General features: G+C 67.2%; 25 protein-coding genes and 1 tRNA gene. 5 read left to right on the top strand and 21 right to left on the bottom strand.

Features of this window, described 5'->3' with window-relative positions; translation table 11 throughout:
• Positions 1-165 precede the first annotated feature (165 nt).
• The 3 genes from QRN25_RS14670 to QRN25_RS14680 form a co-directional block, all read right to left on the bottom strand.
• Positions 166-768 (bottom strand): superoxide dismutase, encoded by a 603-nt coding sequence (locus QRN25_RS14670; protein WP_008830171.1) that lies wholly within the window; start codon positions 766-768, stop codon positions 166-168.
• 256 nt (positions 769-1,024) lie between these two features.
• Complete coding sequence (locus tag QRN25_RS14675) at positions 1,025-1,300, bottom strand: hypothetical protein (RefSeq protein WP_008830172.1); 276 nt, start codon at positions 1,298-1,300, stop codon at positions 1,025-1,027.
• A gap of 129 nt (positions 1,301-1,429) precedes the next feature.
• A complete protein-coding gene (locus QRN25_RS14680; RefSeq protein WP_008830173.1) occupies positions 1,430-1,699 on the bottom strand; it encodes a GlsB/YeaQ/YmgE family stress response membrane protein in 270 nt (89 codons plus the stop codon).
• A gap of 150 nt (positions 1,700-1,849) precedes the next feature.
• On the opposite strand from QRN25_RS14680, the gene QRN25_RS14685 reads away from it, so the two are divergent.
• From QRN25_RS14685 to QRN25_RS14700, 4 genes are all read left to right on the top strand, one after another.
• The gene (locus QRN25_RS14685) at positions 1,850-2,599 is read left to right on the top strand and encodes an energy transducer TonB (protein ID WP_285020079.1); all 750 of its coding nucleotides are present in this window, start codon (positions 1,850-1,852) and stop codon (positions 2,597-2,599) included.
• A gap of 138 nt (positions 2,600-2,737) precedes the next feature.
• Positions 2,738-3,190: an RrF2 family transcriptional regulator gene (locus tag QRN25_RS14690; RefSeq protein WP_008830175.1), complete on the top strand. Its 453-nt coding sequence runs from the start codon at positions 2,738-2,740 to the stop codon at positions 3,188-3,190.
• 102 nt (positions 3,191-3,292) lie between these two features.
• Positions 3,293-3,469 (top strand): YezD family protein, encoded by a 177-nt coding sequence (locus tag QRN25_RS14695; protein WP_008830176.1) that lies wholly within the window; start codon positions 3,293-3,295, stop codon positions 3,467-3,469.
• 169 nt (positions 3,470-3,638) lie between these two features.
• On the top strand, positions 3,639-4,412 hold the full coding sequence (locus tag QRN25_RS14700) for a sulfite exporter TauE/SafE family protein (protein WP_008830177.1): 774 nt from the start codon (positions 3,639-3,641) through the stop codon (positions 4,410-4,412).
• 114 nt (positions 4,413-4,526) lie between these two features.
• Here the strand turns inward: QRN25_RS14700 and QRN25_RS14705 are convergent, their stop codons facing one another.
• From QRN25_RS14705 to QRN25_RS14725, 5 genes are all read right to left on the bottom strand, one after another.
• Positions 4,527-5,021, bottom strand: a complete 495-nt coding sequence (locus tag QRN25_RS14705; RefSeq protein WP_285020080.1) for a Csu type fimbrial protein — start codon at positions 5,019-5,021, stop codon at positions 4,527-4,529.
• A 2-nt stretch (positions 5,022-5,023) separates the two neighbouring features.
• Positions 5,024-7,345, bottom strand: coding sequence for a fimbria/pilus outer membrane usher protein (locus QRN25_RS14710; protein WP_285020081.1), 2,322 nt, complete (start codon positions 7,343-7,345; stop codon positions 5,024-5,026).
• Between the two features lie 17 nt (positions 7,346-7,362).
• A complete protein-coding gene (locus tag QRN25_RS14715) occupies positions 7,363-8,061 on the bottom strand; it encodes a fimbrial biogenesis chaperone (RefSeq protein WP_285020082.1) in 699 nt (232 codons plus the stop codon).
• A complete protein-coding gene (locus QRN25_RS14720) occupies positions 8,061-8,588 on the bottom strand; it encodes a Csu type fimbrial protein (RefSeq protein ID WP_285020083.1) in 528 nt (175 codons plus the stop codon). The genes QRN25_RS14715 and QRN25_RS14720 overlap by 1 nt, the downstream gene beginning before the upstream one ends.
• 82 nt (positions 8,589-8,670) lie before the next feature.
• The gene (locus QRN25_RS14725) at positions 8,671-9,900 is read right to left on the bottom strand and encodes a CaiB/BaiF CoA transferase family protein (RefSeq protein WP_285020084.1); all 1,230 of its coding nucleotides are present in this window, start codon (positions 9,898-9,900) and stop codon (positions 8,671-8,673) included.
• A gap of 300 nt (positions 9,901-10,200) precedes the next feature.
• Between QRN25_RS14725 and QRN25_RS14730 the strand changes: the two genes are divergently transcribed.
• Complete coding sequence (locus tag QRN25_RS14730; protein WP_285020085.1) at positions 10,201-11,427, top strand: MFS transporter; 1,227 nt, start codon at positions 10,201-10,203, stop codon at positions 11,425-11,427.
• Between the two features lie 102 nt (positions 11,428-11,529).
• Here the strand turns inward: QRN25_RS14730 and QRN25_RS14735 are convergent, their stop codons facing one another.
• The 13 genes from QRN25_RS14735 to QRN25_RS14795 all read right to left on the bottom strand — a co-directional run bounded on the left by QRN25_RS14735 (position 11,530) and on the right by QRN25_RS14795 (position 25,225).
• Positions 11,530-12,543 (bottom strand): alcohol dehydrogenase catalytic domain-containing protein, encoded by a 1,014-nt coding sequence (locus tag QRN25_RS14735; protein WP_285020086.1) that lies wholly within the window; start codon positions 12,541-12,543, stop codon positions 11,530-11,532.
• Positions 12,540-13,730 carry a sulfotransferase family protein gene (locus QRN25_RS14740; protein WP_285020087.1) on the bottom strand — a complete coding sequence of 397 codons (1,191 nt, stop codon included), beginning with the start codon at positions 13,728-13,730 and terminating at the stop codon, positions 12,540-12,542. Before QRN25_RS14740 ends, QRN25_RS14735 begins: the two co-directional genes overlap by 4 nt.
• A gap of 11 nt (positions 13,731-13,741) precedes the next feature.
• The gene (locus tag QRN25_RS14745; protein WP_285020088.1) at positions 13,742-14,914 is read right to left on the bottom strand and encodes a hypothetical protein; all 1,173 of its coding nucleotides are present in this window, start codon (positions 14,912-14,914) and stop codon (positions 13,742-13,744) included.
• Positions 14,915-15,126: 212 nt separating this feature from the next.
• The gene (locus QRN25_RS14750) at positions 15,127-16,101 is read right to left on the bottom strand and encodes a bile acid:sodium symporter family protein (RefSeq protein ID WP_285020089.1); all 975 of its coding nucleotides are present in this window, start codon (positions 16,099-16,101) and stop codon (positions 15,127-15,129) included.
• Positions 16,102-16,117: 16 nt separating this feature from the next.
• Positions 16,118-17,056 carry an NAD-dependent epimerase/dehydratase family protein gene (locus tag QRN25_RS14755; protein WP_285020090.1) on the bottom strand — a complete coding sequence of 313 codons (939 nt, stop codon included), beginning with the start codon at positions 17,054-17,056 and terminating at the stop codon, positions 16,118-16,120.
• The gene (gene proB / locus QRN25_RS14760) at positions 17,053-18,195 is read right to left on the bottom strand and encodes a glutamate 5-kinase (protein ID WP_271184594.1); all 1,143 of its coding nucleotides are present in this window, start codon (positions 18,193-18,195) and stop codon (positions 17,053-17,055) included. Before proB ends, QRN25_RS14755 begins: the two co-directional genes overlap by 4 nt.
• 183 nt (positions 18,196-18,378) lie before the next feature.
• A complete protein-coding gene (gene obgE / locus QRN25_RS14765; RefSeq protein ID WP_008830189.1) occupies positions 18,379-19,437 on the bottom strand; it encodes a GTPase ObgE in 1,059 nt (352 codons plus the stop codon).
• A gap of 168 nt (positions 19,438-19,605) precedes the next feature.
• Positions 19,606-19,681, bottom strand: a tRNA-Ala gene (locus tag QRN25_RS14770).
• A 119-nt stretch (positions 19,682-19,800) separates the two neighbouring features.
• Positions 19,801-20,571 (bottom strand): hypothetical protein, encoded by a 771-nt coding sequence (locus tag QRN25_RS14775; RefSeq protein ID WP_156799823.1) that lies wholly within the window; start codon positions 20,569-20,571, stop codon positions 19,801-19,803.
• A 163-nt stretch (positions 20,572-20,734) separates the two neighbouring features.
• Positions 20,735-21,481 carry a Bax inhibitor-1/YccA family protein gene (locus QRN25_RS14780; RefSeq protein WP_008830191.1) on the bottom strand — a complete coding sequence of 249 codons (747 nt, stop codon included), beginning with the start codon at positions 21,479-21,481 and terminating at the stop codon, positions 20,735-20,737.
• Between the two features lie 161 nt (positions 21,482-21,642).
• Positions 21,643-22,452 (bottom strand): pyrroline-5-carboxylate reductase, encoded by an 810-nt coding sequence (proC, locus tag QRN25_RS14785; protein ID WP_285020091.1) that lies wholly within the window; start codon positions 22,450-22,452, stop codon positions 21,643-21,645.
• Positions 22,453-22,588: 136 nt separating this feature from the next.
• The gene (locus QRN25_RS14790) at positions 22,589-23,107 is read right to left on the bottom strand and encodes a type III secretion system chaperone family protein (RefSeq protein WP_285020092.1); all 519 of its coding nucleotides are present in this window, start codon (positions 23,105-23,107) and stop codon (positions 22,589-22,591) included.
• 165 nt (positions 23,108-23,272) lie between these two features.
• On the bottom strand, positions 23,273-25,225 hold the full coding sequence (locus QRN25_RS14795; protein WP_285020094.1) for an SPOR domain-containing protein: 1,953 nt from the start codon (positions 25,223-25,225) through the stop codon (positions 23,273-23,275).
• Between the last annotated feature and the right edge of the window lie 42 nt (positions 25,226-25,267).

Below are 25,267 nucleotides of genomic sequence, written 5' to 3' on the forward strand. Positions count from 1 at the left end.
TAGCGAAGCAATCCAGAGCAGTCCTACGCCGCCCTGGATTGCTTCGCTACGCTCGCAATGACGAGATGGTGCGAGGAAGACCGCATGAAACGGCTCCACAAAAAACAAAACCCCCGCATCCCTTGCCGGATGCGGGGGCCTTGAAAAGCCTGTCTGGCCTTCGGCTTACGCCGGGTAGGTCCAGGCGGTGCCGCGGTCGAAGTTGTCCGAAGCGAACTTCCAGTTGAGGATGTTCTCGAGGACCGCCTTCACGTAGGCCGGACGCTTGTTCATCTGGTCGATGTAGTAGGCGTGCTCCCAGACATCGACGGTCAGGAGCGGCACGACGTCCTTGACGAGCGCGCTGTCGGCGTCGTGGGTCGAGATCACCTTGAGCTTGCCGCCTTCGACGACGAGCCAGGCCCAGCCGTTCGAGAAGTGGTTCACCGCCTCGTTCGAGAGCGCTTCGAGCAGCGCGTCGATCGAACCGAAGTCGGCGGTGATGGCAGCGGCCAGGCTCTCGCTCGGCGCGGTCTTCTCACCCGACAGCGAGTGCCAGTAGAAGCCGTGGTTCCAGGTCTGGGCCGAGTTGTTGAACAGCGGACCGGAAGCCGACTTGGCGATCTCTTCGACCGACTTGCCTTCGTTCTCGGTGCCGGCGATCGCGGCGTTCAGCTTGTCCACGTAAGTCTTGTGGTGGGCGCCGTGGTGGATTTCCAGCGTCTTGCTCGAGATGTGCGGTTCGAGCGCGTCCTGCGCATAGGGCAGCGGCATGAGGGCGATGGTCATGGTCATGTCCTTTTTCAGGTTATTGAAGCTGGCCTGCACTTCGGCGGGAAACCGAAAAAGCGCAGAAAAGATCGCGGCCTATGTCTGACGTGCAGCGCAACAATTCAAGCGCGCAATCGCGGCATTTTGAATTTCTCATGCGAAAAAGGATGGCGGGGTTGCCGCCATCCTCTCCCGTGGTCGCCGTCGTCCTGCAAGGGGAGCAAACGCCGGCGAGCCAACCCATACCGGCCGTGTGATCCGGCCGTCAGGTTTGTCAGTTCTGCTTGTCGGCAGCGTCCTTCATCGCATCGGACTTGGCGTCGCCTGCCTTCTTGACCGCGTCGGCCTTGTTTTCCAGCGCATCTTCGGCGGCTCCGGTGGTCGCATCGGCCTGCGCGTCGATCGCGTCGGCGGCGGCGTCGGACTGGGCCTCAACGGCGTCGGCCGCCTTCTCGGTCGCTTCCTGCTGCGGGCTGTTGCAGGCGGCAAGGCCCAGCGAAGCGGCAGCGACGGCAATCATGGCAAGACGCGAAGTGGCAGTGGCTTTCATGGCGAGGAATCCTTTTCCCTGTTTATGGTATCGGGCGCGTTGAAGATGCCGAGGGGAGGACGCGCCACCTCCCGCCGCAAGGCCCGCCGAAGCGGGCCTCACTTCGAGGTCGTCGGAGCCGTGCGGTTCTTAGCGAACCGAGCCGCGACGGAAGAGGTTGACGATCGCCAGCAGGACGACCGCGCCCAGGAACGAGGCGAACAGCGACATGATGTCGAAGGCACCGCTGGTGATCGGCGCACCGCCGATGAGCGGCGTGATGATGAAGCCGGCGATCACCGCGCCGACGACGCCGACGACGATGTTCAGGAAAATGCCCTGCTGCGCATCGGTGCGCATCAGGATGGAAGCGAGCCAGCCGATGATGCCACCGACGAGGAGGATAAGAAGGAGGGTCATGGTTTCCGTCTCCGAATTGAGTTTGCTGACCCTAATAACGGGCAGTAGCGCGCAAGGTTCCGCAACAATACGAACGCCTCGTCGCAACGTGAACTTTGCCGCAACCAACCGCGCGCCCGCCGGGTTCTGGCCAGCAAGGAGGCGCGAGACGTGTATACTTCGGCCCGGAACCGCGCGGCGTCCGCCCTCGCCTCGCTGCTGATCGTGGCGGGCGGGCTGGCGGCGATGATCGCGGGACTTGCCGCGCAGATGACACCGCAGCAACGGCGCGAGACGCTCGCCGCGATCATTCCCCTGCGCGAGGAGCCGGAGAAACCCCGGCCGAAGGAAATCCCGGCCAAGGCGGATTCCACCGCCGCGAAGGGCCGTCCCTCACCTCCCAACTTGCGCAACAAGGCGACGCAGGTGGTCGCCCCGCCGCCGAAGCTGCCCCCGCTGATCGTGCCGCCGCCGATTGTCACCGCGCCGAAGGCCGGTATCGGTTCGGCCGCGCAAAGCGGCGCCTCGGATCGCCTTGGCCCCGGACAAGGTGCGGGCGGTATCGGCGATGGTGATGGAGGCGGCGGCAACGGCGATGGCGCGGGCGAAGGCGATGACGATGCCCTCACCCGCCCACGCCAGATCCGCGGACGCCTGCACTTCTCTGACCTGCCCCCGGACCTGCGCGAGGCCAAGACCGGCGGCGAACTCAAGCTGCAGTACCGCATCGGCGTGGACGGGCGGGTCAGCGACTGCCGCATCCTCACTTCCAGCGGCCGCCCCGACCTTGACGCGACGACATGTCGGCTGATCACCGAACGGTTCCGTTTCAAGCCCTCGCGCAACCGGGCGGGAGAGCCGGTGGCTGCAATCATGGTCGAGACCCACGGGTGGTATTTTCCGCCGGAGGACACACCCTGACGCGCCAAACATTCGCGCGCGCCGTGCATTGTATCAGTAATCCACCGTGTCGGAGCCGCCGCAAGGACGCCACGGGTTGACGCACCCACGCCAATGGAGCCAAGACAACCCTTCGAAGTCCTCGCGAGAATTGCACCGATGCTTTCGCAAAAAACACGCTATGCGATCCGGGCCATGCAGCACCTCGCGGACAAGTACGGCCAGGGTCCGATCCCGCTGACCGACATCGCCGAGACCCAGAACATCCCGGCCAAGTTTCTCACCGTCATCCTGTCCGAACTGTCGCGCTACGGCATCGTCGCCTCGCAGCGCGGCAAGGACGGCGGTTACTGGCTGGGCGTGCCCCCGATCGACATCACCTATGGCGATCTCATCCGCGTGATGCGCGGCTCGCTGGCTCTGGTGCCCTGCGCCAGCCGCTTCGCGCACGAGACCTGCAAGAACTGCGTCGAGGAAAAGGACTGCCGCACCCGCGCGCTGATGCTGCAGGTCCGCGACGCCACTGCGGGCCTCCTCGACGGGATGCGGCTGTCGGACAAGATCGACCCCGTGCCCGCCGCCGAAGGGCTGGAAGCGGTCGAGGACGTCTGAGCTTTAGCGGCTGAAAGCAAACCTTCTCCCGCGACCCCATTGTCAACTTTTACGATAGAGAATACCAAGCCCGCATCCGCCCCGCTGCGAGAGGAGATGCGCATGCGAATTGCCAAGCCCGCCGATGCGACCGCAACCGAACACCCGCTGCTCAACGAAGGCGTCCAGCACGTGATCGAGGCGCTGCAACGCCTGCGCTTCGGCGTGATCCAGTTGACCGTCCACGACGGCAAGCTGATGCAGGTCGACGTCACCGAGCGCCGCCGCTTCAACCACTGATCGACCCGACCTGGCGAAGCCGAGCACACCGGACGACCGGGCGGCTTCTGCCTGGAGATTGATCCGCGTGGTTCCCATCCGCGCGGCATTCGCCTAGCCAGTAGATGGGCCAGTAGATGGGGCCAACAGGCCGCGACCAGATCCAACCTGCACCCCAGGAGGAGTAAGAATGCTCGATTCGCTGCCGACACTGGCCGAAATCGCTCCCTTCATCGCCATCGGTTTCGCCGCGCAGATCGTCGACGGCGCGCTTGGCATGGCCTTCGGAGTGATCACCCAGACGCTGCTGGTCAGCGTGGTCGGTGTTCCTCCGGCAGCGGCCTCGGCCAGCGTCCACCTGGTCGAGCTGTTCACCACCGGCACCTCGGGCATCAGCCATATCCTGCACCGCAACGTGAACTGGGGCCTGTTCCTGCGGCTGGTGCCGACCGGCATCATCGGCGGCGTCGCCGGTGCCTACCTGCTGTCGAGCATCGACGCCTCGGTGGCCAAGCCCTACGTCATGATCTACCTCACCGGCATCGGCATCTACCTGATGTTCCGCGCCATCCGCATGCGCAAGCCGAGCTTCGCGGACCCCAAGTACACCGCCCCTCTGGCGCTGGCGGGCGGCTTCCTCGACGCGGCGGGCGGCGGCGGCTGGGGGCCGGTTGTCACCTCCAACCTGCTGGTGCAGGGCGGCGAGCCGGCCAAGACGATCGGCACCGTCAACACCGCCGAATTCCTGCTGACCACCTCGATCTCGATCGCGTTCATCTCCACCATCGGGCTTTCGGCCTTCACGGTGGCGACGGTCGGCCTGATCATCGGCGGCGTCGTGGCGGCACCCTTCGGCGCCCTCTTCGCCAAGCGCATCAAGCCGCGCACGCTGCTCGCGGCCGTCTCGGTGGTGCTGATCGCCACCAGCGTGTTCAGCATCTGGAAGTCGTGGCCGATCTTCTGAGGACGCCTGACGCCCTATACATTCGTCATTGCGAGCGCAGCGAAGCAATCCAGGGCAGTCTTAGGCCGCCCTGGATTGCTTCGCTGCGCTCGCAATGACGACCAAGGCCTCACGTCAAAACGTGAACGTCACCACGACCGGGTCCGAATAGCCCCCCGTCTTCGCGTACTGCCCCGCCGGAATCCGCCCATAGGCCGTCTTGGCCGCGTTGAAATTCAGCAGGTTGTTGATCAGCATCGACTGTGAGGAGCCGCCATTGCTGTTATTCCCCCAAACCGTCGCATAGCCTGCGTCCTGATAGATGTTGTAGTTCAGCCGCGCGGCCCCGTTCGCCATCTGCCGCGCCGCCGCGTTGCCCGACGTGCCCGCACTCAGCGCAAGATCGACCGTCGCGTTCATCGGCACGCTGACCGAGATGCAGTTGGCGGTGACCGTCGCCGTCGCCGTGGTCGGCGAGGAAGCGGCCGGGTTGTACGTCCCGAAGCTGAGATTGGTGGTCGAGACCGAGCAGATGCACACGAGGCACCCCGCCGCGTCCGCCGCCGCAATGGGCATGAGCCCGCACGCCAGCCCCCCCAGCGCCGCGATGGACCGAGTGGCAAGCCGCATCGTCACGTCCTTTCGTTCCCGCGCACGCAAGTGACCGGCGTTGCCGCAAGCCGCGCGTCCTCGCCCAGCGCCGGGATCGGCGCCAGGCACGTCCCGCCCGCACCCGAGACGCTGAGCGTGCCCGCACCGCCGCGATAACCTTCGAGCCAGACTTCCCCGTCGTAGCCTACGACGCCGACCCCGCCTGCCCAAGCGATGCTCGATCCGGTCTGGAGCGGAATTCCCTGCGTATCGAGCACCCGCAGCCGCACGCCCTGCCCGCCCACGGTGCCGAAGCGCACCCGCACCGCCTGCCGCCAGCCCGGCGCGACGACCTGCTGCGCGGTGTCGAGGTCGTCCGCGATCGGCACTTCGGCGGCGTCGATGCCGATGTGGTTCTCGGCATAAGGCTGGAGGCCGGTGACGATCACGCCGCGCCCGCGTCCTGCCTTGGTCGGCCTCGGGCGGTTCTCGACGGTGACGGTCACCGGGGCGTCGCTGGCCACGTCGACCAGCGCGAAGCCGTCGTCAATGTGCTGGCTGGCGACGAGCGTTCCGTCCACCCTGAGCAGGCCGCCGCGCACGTTGAGCTGCACGCCCTGCTGCCCACGCCGCTGCGCCGCGTCGAGGCGGATGTCGCCTGCGCCGCTGCGATAGCCGAGCCCGCCCTCCAGCCATGCCGCGCCGCTATCGCGCCCGGCCAGCGCCCGCGCGCCGAAGCCGCTGCGGTCGGGCAGGTTCTGCGTGAAAGTCGCGGCCGCACGGCCCGGCTCGGCGATCACCGAGACATTGCGGCGCGGCCCCAGCGGAATGGTCAGCGAGCCGAACAGCCCCGCGTCGCGCCGCCCCGCGCGATAGGCGGTGTACTGCACGCCCGCCGAGAGATAGCCGCCGCGCAGGTTCGCCGTGTAGTAGGCCGAGGCGAGATCGTAGCGGGTTTGTCCTTCCCCGCCGATACCCTGCGTCAGCCGCGCATAGCTGGCGTTGAGGCTGCCGATCCGTCCGAGCGAAAGCCCTCCCGCAACCGCCAACTCGCTGCGCCCGCCGCCGTTGAAGCGGCCCTCGCTCACCTGCCGGAACTGCGCGTCGGCGCGCTCGTAGCTGGCGGTGAAGGTATAGACCGGCGTGACGCGCTGCATTTGCGCGCGCACCAGCGCCCCGGTCCCCGCCGTTCCCTGCGACACCGCCCCCGCGAGCGAGACCTCGCCCACCGCGCCCAGCACCATCGCCGCGCCAAGGCCCGCCATGCGCGTGCGGCCGCTGACCTCCACGCGCCCTTCGAGGGTCAGCGCATTGGTGATCCCGCGCCGCAGTCCAGCCGCCGCGAACAGAGGGCCATAGACGAAGCTGTCGAAGCCGAAGCGCCTCCGCAGCGCGCCCGCCTCGATCGCGAATTCGGACAGGCCGGGGCGCAGCAGGCTCGGGCTCGCATAGAAGCTGCGCGTCACCTGCCGGGTATTGCCCGCAAGGTCACGCACGCTCATCGTCACTTGCCCCGCCCCGGTGAGGCGCGGCTGGAGGGTGAGGTCGAAGGCGCCCGGCCCGACGTCCATCGACTGGCGCGACGATTGCGCCATAAGTTCAACGGTCGAAGCCGTCAGCGCGCTCCCGGAGATCACCGGAAGCGGGAAGTTGATGCTCTGCGGATCGAGCGAGAAATCGGTGCCGAGGAACACCCCGCCATAGCGTACCGGACGGCTCCACGGCGCGCCGGTGCCGACGGTGTCGCCCAGCACCAGCCGCATCCGCTGCTGAGGAAAGTCCCGGCGCAGCGCGGTATCCAGCCGCACGACGCCTCCCCGGTCGCTGTCGACGAGAAAGCTGGAGTCGGCGACGCCCCAAGGTCCGGAAACGCCCGCATCGACGAAACCGCCAAGCCGCGCGTGACCGTTCCAGTCGGACAGCGTCAGGTCGTAATCGAGGAACTGCGCCGGGATCGTCTGCGCCAGCGGCATGACATGGCGGCCGGGATCGAACGTGTAGCGCGGAAACAGGCTGACGTCGGCATCGACCAGCAGTGTCGCCCCGTCCGCGTCGAGCCGCGCGACAAGACCCTTCACGCGGTCCAGCGCGACGTAGCTTTCGCCGCCCAGCGTCTCGGACGCGGTCATGGAATGGGCGGCGAGGCCCCAGCTCTCGATGTCGCTGCGCCGCGCGAGGAGGTGGCCGTCATGCACGATGAGCAGGCCAGGCTCGGTAAGGGCCCGCCCGTTGAGGACGACACCGACCGGCATGGGCGCCGCCTCGACCGCAGACTGCGCGCGGGCAGTCCCGGCAGCGATCGCAGGCGACAGGGCAAGCGCAGCCGAAAGGGCTGCCGCAAGGCGGCGGGAGATGCGCTTCACCGGAGGCGACCATCAGCTCACGGCGCAGGGAGGGCGACAGTATACTCGCCCTCCTCGGCACGCACGTGGATGGAGAACAGACCGCGCGGCAGGCGCTCGGCCGGGATCAGCTGCGCACCTCCGGCAAGGAGGTAGAACGGCTTGTCCAGCGTGACCGCCTCGCCAGCACCTTGCAGGGTGAGCGCCACGATCCGGGCGTGCCCGCTGCCCGTATTGGCAAGGCGCAGCCCCAGCGGCGAGATGGAGGCGGTGAACTGTGGCGCCACGCCCTCGGCGCCCCGGAACACCGGGACCGAGAGGCGCAGTAGCGTCTGCACGACGCCCGGCTGGGCCTGGGTTGGATCGGGAAGTTCGTCGACGATCAGGCGCCACTGCCTTTCCGCCTGCGCCCCTGCATCGGCGGGCAGGCTGCAGCGCACCAGCCGCGTGCCGTGCGGCGCAATCGTCGCGATCGGCGGATTGACGACGAAGTCGGTATCGGGATCGAGAATGTCGGCACCGCCCTCGTCGCGGCTCCATGCGAAGCCGCGCACCTGCACGGTCACCGCGCGGTCGGAATCGTTGCCCAGCGTCAGCGAGCAGAAGCGGCGGCCCGAAGGTACATCGACGCGCACCGGCATCACGCTGAGCGAACCCGCCCGCGCCGGGGCGGCAAAGCCGCCCCACATGGCAACGAACAGGGCCGCCAGCAGTACCGGAGCGCGCCGAAAGGTCATCAGTAGGTCACCGTGACGGTCACCGAGTCGGTGTAGGCGCCCGCCGTGGTGTTCTGGCTGCCGGGGATGCGGCCGTAGACGGTGTAGGCGGTGGCGGAAGTCCCGGCAGTGCCCGCGACGGTGTCGGTATTGACGGTGTTGCCCCAGTTCGTGGTGCGGCCGGAATCGGAATAGAGCGCGTAGTTGAGGGTATGCCCGGAGGAATTGAGCTTGCGCACGGTGGTCGTGCCGCCGGTCGTCGTGCCCGCATTGAGGCCGACGTTGTAGGGAGTGCCCTGCGTGCAGGTGACGTTGACGGTGGTGGTCGCATCGACGTTCGAGGACGACGTCGGGTTGTAGTTGCCGAAAGCCAGCGGGCTGGCGGCGACGACGCAGGCCGACTGCACGTTGGCCGTCACCGTGATGGTGTCGGTCACGGTCGCGGCGGACGCGGCCTGGGGCGCGAGGACGATACCTGCGGCAAGGGCGACCCCTGCGGCAAGCGGGCGGAGGCGGCGAGCGCCGCGGGCATGGTGAACGTTGCTCATGGCAATCGTTTACCAAGACAGGGTTGCCCAGCCTTCCAACGCCCTCCCCGGTGATTCACCTAGGAGGGCGGCAAAGCGGCCTTCAGCCTCGGGCGATTCCGGCCACCACACCGCTCTGCGCCCAGCCCTCGATCTGCGCATCGGACAGGCCCAGTTCGGCAAGGATTTGCGCGGTATCCTGCCCCATCGTCGGCGCACGGCGCGGCGCGGGCGGCAGCGGACTACCCCCGAACGACACCGGCCCCGAGACCACGGTGACCGGGGTACCGTCCTCCACCACCACATCGAAAAGCGAATCATTCGCCGCCCCCTGCGGATCGGTGACGAGTTCGCGCAAGTTCTGCACGACCTCCCACGGCGCATCCCAATCCGCGAACACGCCGCGCCATTCGTCGAGGGTCCGCGCGGCGAAGGCCTCGTCCAGCGCTTCCAGCAGCGCCTCCCCATGCTCCACCCGGCTCTCGACCGAAGCGAAGCGGGCGTCCTGCAGCAGTATCTCGCGATCGAGGCGGCGGCACAGTTCGGGCCAGTAGCGCTCGGGATCGAGGAACATGAGTTGCAGGTAGCGCCCATCGGCCGTCTGGTAGGCGCTGGTCAGGGCATGGCGGCCGGGGTTCGCCAGCTTCGCCAGTTGCTCGTCCGAGAGGGCCGCCCCCATCGTCACGTCGGCCGAGAGGATCCACATCGCCGAGGACAGCAGCGAGACTTCCACGCTCGTCGCCTCCCCGGTGCGCTCGCGATGGAACAGGGCGCTGGCGATCCCGAAGGCGACGTTCATCGCGCCCGCGTGATCGCCCAGCGCCGGGCGCGGTCGCGTCGGCCGCTGCCCCGGCACCGAAAGCATGTGCCCGAAACCACCCCGTGCCCAGAAGCACGAGGCATCGTAGCCCGCACGGTCCGCCTGCTCGCCCCGGAAGCCGAGCCCGTTGCCGTGAGCGTAGATGATACGCGGGTTGCGCGCGCGCAGCACGTCGAGCGTCAGCCCCAGCCGCCGCAGCGCCGCCGGGCGGATCGAGGTGAGGAACACGTCGGCGGTCTCGACCAGCCGCAGCAGCAATTCGCGCCCTTCCGCGGTCTTGAGGTCGATTGCCACCGAGCGTTTGTTCCGGTTGTTCAGCTCCATCGCGAGGTTGGCCGAAGCGGTCTGGCGCCCGTCGGTGATCTTTAGGCGGCGGTACGGGTCGCCCTCGGTCATCTCGACCTTGATCACGTCCGCGCCAAGGTCCGCCATCACCGCGCCTGCGGCCGGTACGAAGACGAACTGCGCCAGCTCCAGCACCCGCACACCCTTGAATACCTGCGTCGCGAACATCCTCTTCTCCCTTTCATCTGCGAGGCTGAGGATAGCTGCGAGATATATTTGAAGCAATCGCTTGGTCAATTCCCTCAGGCTCGTCATTGCGAGCGCAGCGAAGCAATCCAGGGCTGCGTAAACCGCGCTGGATTGCTTCGCTGCGCTCGCAATGACGACTGCACCGACAACCAACGCTCGGGCGATTTCCGATTGCCCCGGCGTGAAATCGCCCATGCCCATCGGCCCTGCACTTTTGCCCCGGCCGGTCAGGTGGCAAGCTGGCGGGCATAACGAAAATCGCCCCGGAGAGACCTGACCTTGCGCTATCTATCGGAAATCGGTGCCGCATGGCGCCCGCTGCTGGCGGCGACGCTGGGCATGGGTACGGGCATGTCGATCATCGGCACCGTCACCAGCGCGATCGCGCCCTCGCTCGTCGCCGATGCCGGGTGGTCCAAGGCGCAGTTCGCGATGACCGGCATGCTGGGGATGCTGACGGCGCTGTCGATGCCCTTCATCGGCCGCCTCGCCGACCTCTTCGGCGTCAAGCTGACCGCGCTGATCGGGATCGTCGCCATGCCGCTGACGATGCTGGGCTTCAGCCTCATCGGCGGCTCGTTCGAGGCCTATCTCGCGATCTTCATCTTCCAGAGCATCATTTGCGTAACGACGACCGCGACGGTCTACACCCGCCTCGTGGTGCAGCATGTCGAGCACGCGCGCGGCCTCGGCCTTGCGATCGTCGCCTGCGGCCCGGCCCTGTTCGCCGCGATCGGCGGGCCGGTCATCAACGAGTTCGTCGAGGCGCACGGCTGGTCGGCGACGTACCGGATGCTGGCGCTGTTCACGGTGCTCACCGGCATCGTCGTGTTCCTGCTCATCCCCAGCGGGCGAGCGCATGCGGCCCTCGTCACCGCGCCCAAGCGCCGCGCGCGCGACGACTATCCCGAGATCTTCGGCGAGCGGGCGTTCTGGATTCTGTTCGGCGCGATGTACTTGTGCAACCTGCCACTGACGCTGATTCTCGTGCAGCTCAAGATGCTGGTGCTCGATCAGGGGATCAGCGGCGAAGGCGCCTCGATCATGTTCACCGCGCTGGCGGTGGGGATGCTGCTTGGCCGCTTCGTGACCGGGGTGGCGCTCGACCGCTTCGCGCCGCAGGTGGTGTCGTTCGTGATGCTGGCGCTGCCGGGGCTCGGGCTGTTCGTGCTGGCGAGCAACTGGGACGCGCCGGCAGTGGTGACCGCGGCGATCTTCAGCCTCGGCTTCGCGGTGGGGGCGGAAGGGGATATCCTCGCCTTCCTCGTCGCGCGGCACTTCCGGACGCGAATCTATTCCAGTGTGCTCGGGCTGCTGACGGGGGTGTGCTCGCTGGCGGCCGCTTCGGGAGCAGCGCTGCTGAGCTGGACGCTGGCGCGGACCGGCAGTTTCGACACGTTCCTGGTGACGGTGGGCACGTCGGTATTCGCAGGCGCCCTGCTGCTGCTCATGCTGCGCAAGGAGCCGCAGGTGGAGGAAGCGTTGGGGGAACCGGTGCCGGCCTAGCGGCCGCATCCCGCTTCGTCATTGCGAGCGTAGCGAAGCAATCCAGGGCGGTTTGCTCGGCCCTGGATTGCTTCGCTACGCTCGCAATGACGAAGCTGGGTATCAGCAGCGCACGTGGACCTTGGTTTCCGCATTCGGGCCGCGCAGGGTCTCGAACATCGCAGGCAACTGCTCCAAGGCGATGGTGTCGGTGACGATCGCCTTGGGATCGGCATGGACATGGCCGCGTCCCAGAAGGTTGGCGATGAAAAGAAACTCCCGCATGGAATAGCCGACGGCGAAGTGCATCGACACGCACTTGTAGCTCGCGATCGCCGGGATCACCGGATCGGGCGCGGTGCAGAACCCCAGGCTGACGATCCGCCCGAACGGCGCCGCGTGCTGGACCGCGCGGCCAAGCATCCCCGGCGCGCCCACGCCTTCCAGCACCACCTGCGGTGCACCGCCCAGCGCCTCGGCGACTTCGTCCGCCTCGTTGTCCCCGAAGGCGACGAAGGCGTCCGCCCCCATCTGCAGGCACAAGTCCCGCCGCCGCGACGAGCGCGACATCGCGGTCACCCGCCCCGCTCCCAGCCGCCGCGCCCACCAGATCGCATAGAGCGCCACCGTCCCGCCGCCGAGCACCAGCACTCGCTCGCCCGGCCGGATTCGCGCCATCTGCGTGCCGTAGAGGCTGATCGCCAAGGGTTCGATCAGCGCCCCGTCGGCCATGGAGAGCGTGTTCGGCAGCGGAGTGGCGACGCTAGCCGGTATCCGCGCGTATTGCGCGAAGCCGACCGAGGCCCGCGCGAGGCTCTCCCGGCACAGCACGTTGTTGCCGTGCGCGCGGCAAGTCTCGCACTGCCCGCAGGCGACCGAGGGCAGCACCGCCAGCGGATCGCCGACCTTCCAGCCCTCGACCTCGCGGCCGACCTCGAGCACGGTTCCGGCGAACTCGTGCCCGAACTGGACACCGGCGCCGAAGTCCCACGCGCCGCCCCTGGTCATGGCGAGGTCGGTGCCGCAGATGCCGCAGCGGTCCACGCGGATCAGCAGGTCGCCAGGGCCGGGCTCGGGGTCGGCGATAGTCTCGATCACGATCGGCCGGCCGCTGCCGGGATAGATCGCCGCCTTCATGCCCGCGTCTCCAGCAGGTCGTAGCGCTCTATGTAAGCGCGAAACGGCTCGCGCGCCTCATCGGCGGTCATACCGTAGTCGGTGACGGAATAGCGGTGGACGCCGTGGCTGAGTTCGGGCTTCTCCTCGATCCGGTGCTGCAAGGCGGCGCGGGTTTCCTCGGGAATGTCCATGCCGATGAAGCGATAGATCGCCTCCACCGTCTCCATCGGGCGGGCGTGGAAATCGGTGTGGACGACGTCGAGCACCTGACCCGGATACCGCGCGCGCACTGCCTCGCACTTCTCCACCGCATTGGCCCACTTGGCGACTTCGCGGCGCAGCAGGTTTTCCGCGCGCTGCTGCTTGCGATCGGGCTCCATCAGCCCGTTCATGTTCATCAGCAGCGAGACGAGGCTCGGCACCGCCTTGCCCGGGTCGCGGTGAGTCTGGATCACGCGGGCGCCGGGGAACACCGCCAGCAGCAAGTCGAGATGCGCGATATGGCCGGGGTTCTTGAGCAGCCAGCGCTTGCCCGCATCATTCATGCCGATCAGCCGGACACACCGCGCGAAGTGGGAATAGGCCGCAGCCTCGCTCTGGCACTGCCACCACGCATCGTAAGTCGCCGCCGACCACCCGCACGACCACAAGTTCGAGACGAACGACTGCCGCAGCAGCATGCAGCATTCGTGGACCTCCTCGGCAGCGCGGAAATGCGCGGCCCTGGCATCGGGGAGCGCCGTATACTGCGCATCCAGCCCGGCGAGGGTCTTGCGATACTGCGGATACTCCGCCCAGCGCGCCATCGGCGGGCGCGGCATCGGGCTGTCGAGCAGCCACGTCTGCAGACCCTGAAAGCGCGGATCGACCGCGAGCAGCCGGTGCAGCGCCGTCGTCCCTGTGCGCGGCACCCCGGTGATGACCACCGGCGACAGCACCGGTGCCGCATCGAAGCCGGGATTCGCCTTCATCGCCGCCACGGCCTGCGCCCGCCCGCGCAGCACGCCGACGACCATGCCCCATGCCGCGCGCCTGCCCTGTTCGGAAAAGCGCGGGTCGTAGTCCATCGACTGCAACAGCACGGTGAGGCCCGGCAGGTAGTCGGCCGGACCGAAATCGTCACTACCGGTCTCGGCAATGACGGTATCGTGCAACTGGCCGAGCGCATGGCGGAAGGTTTCGGGCGGATCGTAGCCGAGGTCCATCGCTCAGCCTCTCACCAGCGCCGCCGCCGCTGGCACGCGGCGACGCGGCGGCGGATCTCCTCGGAGCGCTCGGCCGGGGTGACCACGGGAGTGTCCTCGGGCAAATGGGAGCGCAGATCGGCCAGTTTGACGCGGGTGATCGTGGGCACCGGCTCGCTGTCGCAATCGTACCAGCGACCGTAGATGCCGCCTTCGTTGTAGCCTGCGGGGTCGAGCCAGTTGGGCACCCCCGGATCGGTCAGCGCGATGACGGCGCGGAACTTCCCGTCGCTCGACAGCCGCGCCATCGCGCCGTTGGTGCTGCTGAGGCGGTACACATATTCCAGCGCGTTGAAGTACGGGTCGTTGAGCTGCACGTTCCAGTAGGGCGCGCGGGCGGGAATCTCGGTCTCGATGATCAGCGCCTCGTCGTCTTCCAGTTGGAAGCAGGCGGGCCAGTAGGTCTGCTTCACCAGCGCGCCGGGATAGCGCACCGGCTCGAACACGTTGAAGCCGACACGCTCCTTCACCCCGTTCTGCATGGGGTAGTAGAGGTCGGTCTTGCGGCGCGGCAGCTTCGCCATCTCGCCGATGCGGCCCAGGATTTCCTCGGGCGCGAGCCGCGGTTTGGGCGGCACCGGGTCGAGGCATTCGATCGACAGCACCGGGTCCACCTCGCGCTCCCAGTCGTACATGCGAAAGCGGGTGAACATGCCGCGCGCGGAGCGGTCGATCGGCGCCCAGTGGCCCGCGTACCCGGCGGGTCGCTCGGCGCTGAATATGATCGAGAAGTCCTCGCCCAGAGCGATGCCGAGGTCGTTGGTGTCGCACTCGTTGTGACCATTGGGGCGCGGCATGGCGTCCACCGTGCCCGACAGCGCGGCCTGCGTGGTGAACGACAGGATGCGGCATGTCCCCCGGTTGCCGGAAACGCGGTAGGTCAGGTCGCCCCGGATCGGGGACTGCGTGTAGATGTCGTCCGGGTTGGGCTGGAGCGTGTAGACCGGGTTCCACAGCGGCGCCCAGTCCGGGTGTTCGGCATCGGCGTGGAAGTACATGAAATAGGAATAGGACAGGCTCGCCATGGTCTGACGGTAGACGTCGGCACGGTAGGCCGGATCGTCAGGCCGCCAGGTATCCGCAAGGTTCGCGACCGCGCCTTCGAGGTCGGCGAGATAGGGCAGGATGGCAGGTTCGATGTGCATGGCAGGCTCTCCCTGCTGATTTGATAGTACGCACTATCTATATTGACGAGATGCGGCCCATCGCCCGGGCGAATTCAGCTACCCTTACTTCGTCATTGCGAGCGTAGCGAAGCAATCCAGAGGCGCGTAAACCGCCCTGGATTGCTTCGCTACGCTCGCAATGACGAGAGGTGACGGGACGAGAGGTTACGGGACGAAACGCGGCGGCCGGATCAGCCTGCCGCCTTTTCCTCCGCCGCCGCGAACCGGCGCGCGAGCACGGCGCAAACCATCAGCTGGATTTGGTGGAAGAACATCAGCGGCAGGATGATCGCACCCACCTGCGCCGCCGGGAACAGCACGCCCGCCAGCGGCACGCCGGTCGCGAGGCTCTTCTTCGAGCCGCAGAACAGCAGCACGATCCGATCCTCGCGCGAGAAGCCCATGGCCTTTCCAACGAAGCTCGACACCACCATCACCACCGCCAGCACGCCCAGCGAAATCGCCGCGATCAGCGCCAGTTCGCCCAACGTCACCTTGTGCCACAGCCCTTCGAGCACCGCCGCGCCGAACGCGGTGTAGACCACCAGCAGGATCGAGCTGCGGTCGACGTAGCCCAGCACCTTCTTGTTGCGGGTCACGAAACCGCCGATCCACGGGCGCAGGAAATGCCCCGCCAGGAACGGCAACAGCAACTGCACCGAGATGTCGATGATCGGGTCCGTCGAGAACCCCTGGCTCCGGCCGGTAATGAACAGCGCCGTCAGCAGCGGCGTGATGAAGATGCCCGCAAGGTTCGAGAACGAGGCGCTGACCACCGCCGCTGCGACATTGCCCCCGGCGATCGCGGTGAAGGCAATCGAGGACTGCACGGTGGAGGGCAACAGTGTCAGGAACAGCACGCCCGTCGCCAGCGAGGGCTCGATACCGGGGATCGCCCGCACGCCAAGGCCGATGATCGGGAACAGCAAGAAGGTCGTCGCACCGACGGTCAGGTGCAGCTTCCACGCCTTGGCGCCGTCGAGAATCGCCTCGCGCGAGAGCTTGGCGCCATGGAGGAAGAATAGCAGCGCGATGCCCGCATCCGCCACGCCGCCCGCGACCCGCGCCCACACGCCCTGCGCCGGCAGCACCGTCGCCAGCGCCACCGTGCCCAGCAGCATCAGCAGGAATGGGTCGATGTTCAGGCGGACGAGCAGGCGGTTCATGCGGGGCGTTACCTCTTCAGAGCCACTTGTGCTCACGATACCATTGCGCCGTGGCCTTCAGCCCTTCGCGCGTCTCGATGCGGGGACGCCAGAGCTTGCCCGGCGGCGCGGCCTCGGGCGAGACCACCCAGTCCGGATGGCTGATGTAGGCGGCGCGGTCGAGCGTCATTTTTGCACGGGGGCCGCGCAAAAAATTGTCGATGCGCGCAGCGCGGTGCAGCATCGCCGGAGACAGGCCGATCACGCGCGGCCGCTTGCCCAGCGCCCAGCCGATCGCGAGGCCGAGTTCGAAATGCTCCCACCCCTGCGGTTTGCCGTCATCCGGCTCGAAGACCTTGCCGGTCACCGACAGCCCGCCCGGCTCCAGCGCGACGAGCAGCCGCGCCAGGTCGTCGACATGGATCATCGAGGCGCGACCCTGCTTCGGCATCGGGATGAAGCCCCAGCGCGCCACGCGGAACAGCTCGAACATCTCCTTGTCCCGCGGGCCGTAGATCGCGGGCGGGCGCACGATGGTCCAGTCGAGCGGGCTGGCCATGACGATCTTCTCGGCCCGCGCCTTGGAAGCGCCGTAGGCCGAGAGTTCCGGCTCGCGCGCGGAGAGCGAGGAGACATGGACGAAGCGCCGCACGCCCTCGCCCACGGTCGCTTCGATGAGGTTGAGGGTGCCGGTGACGTTGCCCGCCTCGAACCCGGCCGCATCGGGCGCGTTGACGACGCCCGCGACGTGGATCACCGCCTCGGCCCCGCGCACCAGTTCGACCAGCGAGGCGGGATTGCCCAGCTCGCCGCCGATCCAGTCGACATGCTCGCGCTCGGGCTGGCCGCGGCGGGTGAGTGCGCGCACGGCGAAGCCAGCCTCGATGGCCGCTTCCAGAACGGCCTGTCCGACGAAGCCGGTGGCGCCGGTGAGCGCGATGACCGGGCGGTCGATGAGATTGCGGCGGCGGTTCATTTCAGCACCATCTGGTCGCGGTGGACCACAGCGGAGCGCGGCGAATAGCCGAGCACCTGTTCCTGCTCGCTCGAATGCAGGCCGACGATGGCGGCGCATTCGGCGGCGTCGTATTCGGAAAGGCCATGGGCGAGCACTTTGCCCGCGCCGTCGACGATGGCGACGGGATCGCCGCGCGAGAACACGCCCTCGACCGCCGTGATGCCCTTGGCGAGCAGGCTGGACCCGCGCCCGAGTGCCGCTGCGGCACCGTCATCCACCACGATCTCACCCTTGAGACGCAGGCGGCCGCCCAGCCACGCCTTGCGCGCGGCGGCCTTGCGTCGGGGCACGAACAGGGTGCCGATGCCCTCGCGATCCTTGGCGCCCACGATGCGCGCCACCGGGCGTTCGTGCTGGCCGTTACCGATGACAAGGCAGATGCCCGCCAGCTCCGCGATCTCGGCCGCCTGCAGCTTGGAGACCATGCCGCCCGAGCCCATGCCGGAATTCGATTCGGTGCTGGCCATCGCCCGCACCTCGGCGGTGACACCCTCGACCACCGGGATCATCTTCGCACCGGGCTGCTTGGGGTGGCGATCGTAGAGGCCGTCGATGTCGGAAAGCAGCACCACCGCACTCGCCTGCGCGGCCTGCGCCACGCGCGCGGCGAGGCGGTCGTTGTCGCCGAAGCGGATTTCCTGGGTCGCCACCGAATCGTTCTCGTTGATGACCGGCACCGCGCCCGCATCGAGCAGGCGGCTCAGCGTGGCCGTGACGTTGAGGTAACGGCGGCGGTCCTCCAGATCCTCCAGTGTCAGCAGCATCTGCGCGGCGGTGATGCCGTGCGCGCCCAGAAGCTCGGCCCAGAGGCCCGAAAGCGCGATCTGGCCGACGGCGGCACTGGCCTGCGCGTCGGCGAGGCTGCCGCGTCCCCCCTTCTCCAGCCCCAGCGTCGCCGCGCCCAGCGCGATCGCGCCCGAGGAGACGACGATCACGTCCTGCCCCCGCCCGCGCGCCTCGGCGATCTCGGCCACCAGCTGCGTGATCCATGCGCGTCGGACGCCCTCCGGCCCGACGAGCAGCGCCGAACCCACCTTGATGACAAGGCGCGGCGCAAGGGAGGAATCGGCGAGGTCTGAGAGTCGGGCAATAGGCATGGGCGTGCCAGCCTCTAGGGGAAAGGTGCAGTTGAGGAAAGCGCAAGGTTGGGCGGGTGGACCGTGCCGTGACTTCGACGCGCCTGAAACATCGTCATTGCGAGCGAAGCGAAGCAACCCAGGGCGATTTAGTGCTGCCCTGGGTTGCTTCGCTTCGCTCGCAATGACGAAAAAAGGGTTACGTCAGATCGGCGACCAAGGCGTGTCGTCGGCCTCTTCGCGCTCGCCGGTGGGACGTTCGGTCACGGTGGCGGCCGGGAGGTAGTCGATCACCGCGTCGAGCAGGCGCGGCATGCCCTTGCCGGTCGCGCCGGAAATCGGGAACACTTCGTCCGCGCCGGCCTTGAGCAGTTCCTTGGCGTATTCCTCCGCCAGTGCGTCATCGACCAGGTCGACCTTGTTCAGCGCGACGAGGCGGGGCTTGTCGGCCAGCAATTCGCTGTAGGCTTCCAGTTCCTCTTCGACGACCTGCATCGCCTCCACCGGATCGGTGTTGGAGATGTCGATGAGGTGGACCAGCACGCGGCAGCGTTCGATGTGGCCGAGGAAGCGATCGCCGATCCCCGCACCGTCCGCCGCACCTGCGATCAGGCCGGGAATGTCGGCCAGCACGAACTCGCGGTGCTTGTGCATTACGACGCCGAGCTGCGGACGCAGGGTTGTGAAGGCGTAGTCGCCGACCTTCGCCTTGGCGTTCGACAGCGCGTTGATGAAGGTGGACTTGCCCGCGTTGGGCATGCCGACAAGGCCGACGTCGGCCAGCAGCTTGAGGCGCAGCCACACCCACTGCTCGATCGGCGGCATACCGGGCTGGTGCTGGCGCGGAGCACGGTTGGTGCTGGTCTTGTAGCTGGCGTTGCCGCGCCCGCCCATGCCGCCTTCGATGAAAGTGACGCGCTGGCCCGGCTCGGTGAGGTCGAGCAGCACGGTGTCGCGCCCTTCGTCGTCGGCGATGACCTGGGTGCCGATCGGCACCTTGATGACCAGGTCCTTGCCCGCCGCGCCGTTGCGGTTCTGGCCCATGCCGTGGCCGCCGCGCGGGGCCTTGAAGTGCTGGGTATAGCGGAAGTCGATCAGCGTGTTGAGGCCGGGCACGGCTTCGAAGATGATGTCGCCGCCCTTGCCGCCGTTGCCGCCGTTGGGGCCGCCGTACTCGACGTACTTCTCACGCCGGAAGCTGACCGCGCCGGGGCCACCGCCGCCTGCACGCACGTAAATCTTGGCCTGGTCGAGAAAATGCATCGGTCCTATCGCTTCCAGCGCTGATGAAGCGCCCCTTCGCGACCGGTCCCGGTCGCCGGAGGTTTTCCCTCCGCTGAACGCCGCTGGCCGCAGATAAACAAAAAACCCGGCCGTGTCTCGGGCCGGGTGATGCCCGGTTCGTCCGGACACGCCTGAATTGTGCGATACTGGTGGAGCCGAGGGGGATCGAACCCCTGACCTCGTCATTGCGAACGACGCGCTCTCCCAGCTGAGCTACGGCCCCGTTCCAGTATCAAGTCCGATTGCGTCACCGCGCTCGGGAGCGTCCCCTTAGCGAAGACGCCTCCCGCGCGGAAGAGAAAAAATGGGCGGGCGCGAAGATTCTCGCGCCCACTGCCGACGTCACTGTGCCTGCGGCACGCTCGCCTGAGGCTGGACGACGGGCTGGGCCATGACCTGCTCCGCATTCGGGCGCACGGTGATGAGGCCGTTCGATCCGTAGCGCGATTGCCATGCGGCCAGATCGGCGCGGTACTGGTCATAAGCATCGAAGAACGCCTTGAACGGCGCCTCGAGCTTGGCGAGGCCGGTGTAGGACCAGTTGTCGAACTGGCTCGGCTCCACCGTGTTCAATTCGGCGCTCACTTCCATCGCTGCCTGGCAGAAGCTGGAGTCCACCGGCGGCAGCGAGAAGAAGTTGTAGACCTGCGTCTGGTAGGTCTCGCGCGCGACGATCGCGGCGCGACCGGAATGCTGCGTGCGGAAGCTCGCGTCGATTTCCTTGCTCGCACGGTCGAGCGACTTGTCGTAGACCTTCAGGAAACGCTTGTAGCCCTCAAGGATCGGGGTGAACTGAACCTCGACGCAGTTGAGCGCAGCCACGTTATAGGCCGAGCGGAAGTTCCAGATCGTCTGCGACGTGGAAATCCCATAATTCACGGTCTGGCGCGTGCCATCCTCTGCCTTGGCCGGAACCCTCATTTCGAGCGGCGCGCCCATCGGCGGCGTCGGCATCGGCGGGATCACCACGACCGGCGGCGGGGGTGGCGGGGGCGGAGGCGGCTTCGCACAGCCTGCCAGCGCGGCAAGCGTGACGGCCACCGCCGAGCCCGCCAGCAAGGAAAGGCGACGACGCCCCTGCCCGTTGTCGATCATCTCAAGCCCTCGGTACACGCATCGTTCTCCATCGCGGCAAACGGTCTAACCCCGCTGAGTCATAAAGCAAATGCCCGGTGCGATAAAACGCACCGGGCATCATGCTTAGGTGAAACTGCACTGTGGATTAATCGCTTCGGAGGAAAATTATCTCCATTCCGGTTGCGATTAACCGCCGCCCTTAGTCCCGCTGGCCGAGGAAGCTCAGCAGGAACTGGAACATGTTGATGAAGTCCAGGTACAAGCTCAGCGCGCCGAGGATCACGGCCTTGCCGACGAAATCCGTGCCGCGCAGGTGGTAGTACTGGTTCTTGAGCATCTGCGTGTCATAGGCGGTCAACCCAGCGAAGATCAGCACGCCGAGGATCGAGATCGCCAGCTGCAGCACGCTCGAACCCACGAAGATGTTCACCAGCGAGGCGATCAGGATGCCGACCACGCCCATGATCAGGAAGGTGCCGAAGCCCGACAGGTCCTTCTTCGTGGTGTAACCGTAGAGGCTGAGGCCCGCGAAAGCCGCCGCCGTCGCGAAGAACGTGGTCGCGATCGAGGTCGCCGTGTAGATCACGAAGATCGTCGAGAGCGATACGCCCATCACGGCCGCGAACGCCCAGTAGAGCACCTTCAGCGTGCCTTCGCTGAAGCGCTGCGCGCCGCCGCTGATCGCGAAGACGAAGCCGAGCGGGGCCAGCATGACCAGCCACTTGATCGGCGACTGCATCATAGCGATCGCGTAAGGCGCGAAGAGCATCGCGACGATGCCCGAAAGCAGCACGCCCGAGGCCATATAGTTGTAGATCGACAGCATATGCCGACGCAGACCCGCATCGTAAGCGGTCCGGCCGGCGGTGCGACCGAGATCGCTGCCGTCACGGCTCGGAGACGCACCGAAGCCCTGACGGGGCTGGGGGTCGTTCCAATTCGCCATTTCAAACTCCCTTTAGCGGAGAAGCCAGCCAAATGCGGTCCCGCTCAGGAGGGAATATCGCGCTCGAACGCGAAAGTTTCAAGAAGAACCGGCCCGCGCCATTTGTGACAAAGTGTAAAACGGACCTATTTCTTCTTGGCTCCGGCTTCAAACCACGACGATCAGCCGCGCCGGGCCTCGGCCGCCATCTCGGCATTGCGATCGCGCGAGGCGGTCATCGCTTCGAGCACAACGCCGGCCAGCGCGCCGCCCTCGTCCAGCACGTTCATTCCCGCGCGGGTCGAGCCGCCCGGGCTGGCAACCTTGTCCGCCAGTTCGCCCGGCGAGAACTCGGAAGCGCCGGCGAGCTGCGCCGCCCCTTCGACCATCGCGAGCGCCAGCCGCTGCGCCTGGCCCGCATCCAGACCGAGCGCCACCGCGCCCGCGGCGAGGGAATCGATGAAGCGATAGACGAACGCCGGGCCGCAGCCGGCCAGCGCGGTGACCGCGTCGAACAGATGCTCGCCCGCCAGCCACTCGGGCGTGCCAAGCGGCTCCATCAGCGCAGTCACGGCCGCGCGGCCAGTCTCGTCGAGGCCGCGCGCGTCGAGTGCGACCGGCGACTTGCCGATGGCGGCCGCCAGGTTCGGCATGATCCGCACCAGCGCGCCGGCCTGCGGGAAGCGCGCCGCAAGGCTGTCGAATTCGACACCCGCGAGGATCGAGAACAGCACGGTCTCACGGCCGACGAGCGCCCCCACCGCCGTTGCGACAGCGTCGAGGCCTTGCGGCTTGACGCCCAGCATCACAGCATCGAAGCGGCCTTCCGCAGGCAGTTCGGACAGCAGCGCGACACCTTCAGGCACGCTCTCGCGGTGCGGATCGACGACGGTGAAGCGCGAGGCCGGAATGCCGCCCGCCAGCCAGCCCGTCAGCATGGCGCCCGCCATGTTGCCGCAGCCCACGAGCAGGATGTTCTGAAACCGGTCCATGCGCATATTCCCTCGAAACTGGATCGGGTCGCGACTTAGGCGAGCCGATCACAGGCCACAAGGGCCATGCGTGCCATGCGCAGCGGGACCAACGGGCGGCATAGCCAACCACGCTGCGAAACGCAGTGACGAGGGGTCAGGCTTCCCCGGCCGCGTCCACCAGGGCCGCCGCGAGTGCTTCGGACGGGGTCTTGTCGCCCCACAGGATGAACTGGAACACCGGGTAGAAGCGGTCGCATTCCTCGATCGCGGCCTCGACCACCATCTGTGCCTGCCCCGGTCCGAGCAGCCCGTCCGGCCCGAGCATCAGCCCATGGCGATAGAGCACGACGCCGCCGTTCGACCACATGTCAAAGTGCCCCAGCCAGACCTGCTCGTTGATGAGCGCCAGCGCCTCGAACACGGCGGAACGCTTGGCATCGGCCACGCGGATGTCGGGAAGGCACAGGAGTTGCAGCACCCGGTCCTCCGGACGCCAGATGGCCTGCAACTGGTACGTCGCCCAGGCGCCCTTGATCTCGGCCGAGATCTCGTCCTCACCGGCATATTCGAAGGGCCAGTCGCGCGCTTCGAAAAGCGAGGCGAGCATTTCCACGGGGGCAGCCTCGTCGTCCCGGTCGATATCGTCCTGAACGGTCCTCATAATCTGCGACATCAGCCCTCCGAGAATACGGGTGCATGGATGCTGCCTGCAGGTAGGGAAGCACAATCCACGCGCCGATATCGCCTGCGCATAACTGCACAAGCCTGTTCACAGCGTGTGGATAAATATGAATGCACGTTAACACAAGGCTCCGACAAAGCCCCATAACCCGCAGAATTACTTGGCCGAAAGCGGATCCACGACCTGTCCCGCCGGGCTGGTCCAGGGCAATGCATCTGAGAAGCCCTGCTTCTTCGCGTCGGCAAGGAACGCACTTGCCGCCTTCTGTGTCGCGAAAGGACCGATCAGGACGCGATTGGTCCGGCCCATCTCGCTGACGTAAGGGCTACGCCCCTTGAGCAACGCCGCATTTTCACGCGTATAGCGCCGCCAGTCGAAAGCGATGGCGCTCTTGTCCCGCCCGACCCCGATCTGAACCCAGATGCGGCTGGGATGCGTTGGCTTCTTCGCCTTTTCCGCCGCCTCGGCCTTCGCCTTGGCCTCGGCATCCGCCTTGGCCTTGGCCTTCGCCTCGGCGGCCCTGGCAGCGGCAGTCTTCGCCTTCGAGGCCTTGGCGTCCTTGACCTCCGTAGCCGGAGCATCCGTTTCGACGGGCTTGCCCTCTTCGACCTTGGGCAACTGGACGCGGGGTGGCGGCGGAGCAGCCGGAGTAATCAGCCGGATGTCGACCGCACCCGACGCCGGCAGGACGTCAACGGTCGGCTTGCCGATATCGGCGAAAATCTCGGAAAGCGAGAGCTGCCCTGGTCCCGGCACCGGGGGCGGGCTTGCGGGAGTGGAGACCAGCGGCGCTGCCGGAGGAGTCCTGGCTGCGAGCGTGCTGGTCGGCGGCGGAGCGGCAGGTGCCTGAGACGCAGGCAGCCGACCGAGATCGAAGCCCGGCGTCGCCGGCCTCTCGGCCGACGCCGAGGAAGTCGACGCCTGCCCGGTGCGGATCGTCGGTGCGACAGCCGGCGTTCGCGCAGGCTGCGGTGCCAGTGCCAGTGCCGGTGCCGGCGTTGCCACCGCGAGCTTCGGAGGCTCGGAACTGCGTCCGACCGGCGGCAATTCGCCGTTATCACGCTCGATCGCGGGTTTGGGCTCGGGCGGAGCGACGCGATCGGGATCGACCGATGCGAGGCTCGTCGATTTCGCGGACGCTGCCACCTGCCGCCCTGCCTGCGTCGTATCCGTCCGCGTCGTGCGGGTGCGCGAGGGCTGGGCGGCCTTCGCCAGCCTGATGCCGCCCGCTCCTCCGAGCGGCTCGCCCTTGGGAATCAGCCCTGCCCCGGCGGCCGAACCGCGCGGCGGAGCGTAAGCGGCGATACGCGCATCGTCGCGCCCAATCTCGGAGGCGCGCGGAAAGCGACCGAGATTCGCGGCGGCCGCCTGCTGCGCCTTGGTCAGACGTGGCATGTAGCGCAAGTATGGCGCTATGCTCTGCGCCAGCTGGCCGGGCAGAATCGTGTTGGTGATCTCCACCGCCTTGTCCGGCTCGCCGGCAATCGCGAGGGTAAACGCACGGGTGCGCCAACCCGGCTTGTCCTGTTTGTTGAGGAGCGGCAGCAACGTCGCATAAGCGGCATCGACGTCGCCGCCGATCGCCTGGCTGACCGCGAGGCGGCTGCGCAGTTCATCCGCCTTGTCGCCCGATGCGCTTGTCATTGCCGCGGCATAGTATCGCTGCGCTAAGGCATTATCTCCAACAAGGTCGTAGGCAAGCCCTCGGTCGGCCGCAATCAGCGCGGGCGTGGCGCCCGCCTTCTCAGCGGCATCGAAACATGGGATCGCGCTCACCGGGTCGCCATTGTGAACGAAGGCGCTGCCAAGCCCCGCCTGTACGCGCGGATTGCCAGCGCTGACCTCGTCGGCTCGGCGATAGAAACCGATGGCAGCGGCATTGTCCTGCAGCGCCCGCGCCGCATCACCGGCGTCGATCAACGCCGCGACATCGCGAGAATCGCGGCCGAGACGTGCCAGCGCGGTGCCGAGCTTCTTGTTGTTCTCGCCGGGAACGGCCTGAACCACCGGATGCGAAGCGGCAGGAGCGCCTTGCGCCAATGCCGGCGCGCTCGCGAGAGCGCCGACCAGCGCCACACCGCCGAGCAACCGCGAAACCAAGTGATCCACCCGCAAGTCCTCTGTACCCCGAACCCTCAGGCAGCCCTCCCC

It is taken from the genome of Novosphingobium sp. fls2-241-R2A-195 (assembly GCF_030209485.1).
GTDB lineage: Bacteria > Pseudomonadota > Alphaproteobacteria > Sphingomonadales > Sphingomonadaceae > Novosphingobium > Novosphingobium resinovorum.

What these genes read in the sequence shown, in the direction of transcription:
- QRN25_RS14725 (WP_285020084.1), bottom strand. Translation starts at nt 9,900, where the DNA reads ATGTTCGCGACGCAGGTATTCAAGGGTGTGCGGGTGCTGGAGCTGGCG.
- QRN25_RS14715 (WP_285020082.1), bottom strand. Translation starts at nt 8,061, where the DNA reads ATGACCTTTCGGCGCGCTCCGGTACTGCTGGCGGCCCTGTTCGTTGCC.
- proC (WP_285020091.1), bottom strand. Translation starts at nt 22,452, where the DNA reads ATGGACCGGTTTCAGAACATCCTGCTCGTGGGCTGCGGCAACATGGCG.
- QRN25_RS14750 (WP_285020089.1), bottom strand. Translation starts at nt 16,101, where the DNA reads ATGAACCGCCTGCTCGTCCGCCTGAACATCGACCCATTCCTGCTGATG.
- QRN25_RS14720 (WP_285020083.1), bottom strand. Translation starts at nt 8,588, where the DNA reads ATGAGCAACGTTCACCATGCCCGCGGCGCTCGCCGCCTCCGCCCGCTT.
- QRN25_RS14675 (WP_008830172.1), bottom strand. Translation starts at nt 1,300, where the DNA reads ATGAAAGCCACTGCCACTTCGCGTCTTGCCATGATTGCCGTCGCTGCC.
- QRN25_RS14700 (WP_008830177.1), top strand. Translation starts at nt 3,639, where the DNA reads ATGCTCGATTCGCTGCCGACACTGGCCGAAATCGCTCCCTTCATCGCC.
- QRN25_RS14695 (WP_008830176.1), top strand. Translation starts at nt 3,293, where the DNA reads ATGCGAATTGCCAAGCCCGCCGATGCGACCGCAACCGAACACCCGCTG.
- QRN25_RS14745 (WP_285020088.1), bottom strand. Translation starts at nt 14,914, where the DNA reads ATGCACATCGAACCTGCCATCCTGCCCTATCTCGCCGACCTCGAAGGC.
- QRN25_RS14790 (WP_285020092.1), bottom strand. Translation starts at nt 23,107, where the DNA reads ATGTCGCAGATTATGAGGACCGTTCAGGACGATATCGACCGGGACGAC.
- QRN25_RS14690 (WP_008830175.1), top strand. Translation starts at nt 2,738, where the DNA reads ATGCTTTCGCAAAAAACACGCTATGCGATCCGGGCCATGCAGCACCTC.
- obgE (WP_008830189.1), bottom strand. Translation starts at nt 19,437, where the DNA reads ATGCATTTTCTCGACCAGGCCAAGATTTACGTGCGTGCAGGCGGCGGT.
- QRN25_RS14735 (WP_285020086.1), bottom strand. Translation starts at nt 12,543, where the DNA reads ATGAAGGCGGCGATCTATCCCGGCAGCGGCCGGCCGATCGTGATCGAG.
- QRN25_RS14680 (WP_008830173.1), bottom strand. Translation starts at nt 1,699, where the DNA reads ATGACCCTCCTTCTTATCCTCCTCGTCGGTGGCATCATCGGCTGGCTC.
- QRN25_RS14755 (WP_285020090.1), bottom strand. Translation starts at nt 17,056, where the DNA reads ATGAACCGCCGCCGCAATCTCATCGACCGCCCGGTCATCGCGCTCACC.
- proB (WP_271184594.1), bottom strand. Translation starts at nt 18,195, where the DNA reads ATGCCTATTGCCCGACTCTCAGACCTCGCCGATTCCTCCCTTGCGCCG.
- QRN25_RS14705 (WP_285020080.1), bottom strand. Translation starts at nt 5,021, where the DNA reads ATGCGGCTTGCCACTCGGTCCATCGCGGCGCTGGGGGGGCTGGCGTGC.
- QRN25_RS14670 (WP_008830171.1), bottom strand. Translation starts at nt 768, where the DNA reads ATGACCATCGCCCTCATGCCGCTGCCCTATGCGCAGGACGCGCTCGAA.
- QRN25_RS14780 (WP_008830191.1), bottom strand. Translation starts at nt 21,481, where the DNA reads ATGGCGAATTGGAACGACCCCCAGCCCCGTCAGGGCTTCGGTGCGTCT.
- QRN25_RS14740 (WP_285020087.1), bottom strand. Translation starts at nt 13,730, where the DNA reads ATGGACCTCGGCTACGATCCGCCCGAAACCTTCCGCCATGCGCTCGGC.